We start from the raw sequence: 1,423 nt of genomic DNA on the forward strand, positions 1-1,423 counted from the left end.
GCCGGCCGGGGAGAGCGCCAGGCACGCGCGCATGCCGGTCCCGGTCCAGGCGTACGGCGTGGTGCCGCCGGTGGCCGCGAGGGTCAGCGGCGCGATGGCCGTGCCGGCCGTGGCGTTCTGGGTGCCCGGGTTGGTCACGGCGACCGAGGCCGTGCCGCCGCCCGAGTTCTGCGGCGTCGGCGTGGCCGCGGCGAAGTCGGCTGCGTTGTTGTTCGTGTCCGCGCCGGTCGTGGCGCGCTGGTAGCTCAGGACCAGCGAGTTGCCGGTCGCGGCCGTGCCCTCGGGCGAGTTGCTGGCGCCCCAGCCGAGCTTGTCGACGACGGTGGTGTCGGTGGGCAGGACTCCGGTCGTGCTGGCGGCGACGTAGAGCGTCCCGCCCGCCGCGCCCGGGTTGACGCTGTTGCCGGTGCTCAGGTCGGGGGTCGGCAGCGCCTCACCCGGGTTGCTGCTCGCGCCGTTGCCCGGCAACTGGATCAGGAAGTGGCCGTGCGCGGCCACCGTCCCGGACAACGCGAACACCTGAGCGCCGCCGGGCACGACGGTGCTGGCCGCCGCCCGGTACTGCAGGGTGTCGCCGGTGAGCGACACCGCGCTCGCCGTCGGGTTGTAGAGCTCGACGAACTTGTTCAGGTAGCTGGCGCCGGACGAGCCGCCGTTGAGGAAGACCTCGCTGATGACCAGCCCGGTTCCGGCCGGGTCGGCGAAGGCCGGGGTGAGGGGTGCTGCGGCGGCAGCCACTATGGATAGTGGCAGGGCCCCTATGGTGATCCGCCTGATGAGCGTATGGGACACGGAGTGGAACCTCCAGGGATGACTGGCTTTGGTGGGCTTGGATTGTCACCGGCCTGGCTTGCGGTGAGCCAAACGTTGGACGACCCATCGGCACACTAATACCTGTCGATCGCGTACGACGCGGATGTGACCCCGTCGTCACCTGGGGGAATGGGAGGATGTCTGGATGAACCGACGAGGGCGCCTGCACCACCTGGAGCTGTGGATGGACGATGCGGTCGCCGAGGAGGGTCCCTGGCCCTGGCTGCTGCGGCGCCTGGGCTACACCGTTCACAAGACCTGGGCGTCCGGCCGCAGCTGGGTCAACGGCGACGCCTACATCGTGCTGGAATCCGGGCCGGCGCACCTGCGCGGGCGCCAGCAGCGGCTGCGCAGCGGCATGAACCATCTCGCGCTGTGGGGCGGAACCCGCGACGAGGTCGACGCCGTGGCCGGCGAGGCGCCGGAGCACGGCTGGTCGCTGATGTTCGCCGACCGGCACCCGTACGCGGGCGGGCCCGACAGTTATGCCGCCTACCTGGAGGACGACGCCGGGTTCGAGGTCGAACTCGTCGCCGAGGACGTCGCCTGACGCCCGCCGTGGGGGGGGGGGGGCCCCGCCCCCCCCCCCCGGGGGGGGGCATAGAAGAAG

At 72.0% G+C, this 1,423-nt stretch carries 2 protein-coding genes; one reads left to right on the forward strand and one right to left on the reverse strand.

Annotation, left to right across the window (positions count from 1 at the left end; genetic code table 11):
- Positions 1-738, reverse strand: a 738-nt coding sequence (locus AB0F10_RS45630) for a lamin tail domain-containing protein (protein ID WP_360640876.1), incomplete at its 3' end; no start/stop codon positions are given.
- 220 nt (positions 739-958) lie between these two features.
- Between AB0F10_RS45630 and AB0F10_RS45635 the strand changes: the two genes are divergently transcribed.
- On the forward strand, positions 959-1,363 hold the full coding sequence (locus AB0F10_RS45635) for a glyoxalase (protein ID WP_360640878.1): 405 nt from the start codon (positions 959-961) through the stop codon (positions 1,361-1,363).
- Positions 1,364-1,423: the final 60 nt, after the last annotated feature.

Origin of the sequence: Actinoplanes sp. NPDC026623 (genome assembly GCF_040638275.1) — a bacterium.
Classification (GTDB): domain Bacteria; phylum Actinomycetota; class Actinomycetes; order Mycobacteriales; family Micromonosporaceae; genus Actinoplanes.

What these genes read in the sequence shown, in the direction of transcription:
- AB0F10_RS45635 (WP_360640878.1), top strand. Translation starts at nt 959, where the DNA reads ATGAACCGACGAGGGCGCCTGCACCACCTGGAGCTGTGGATGGACGAT.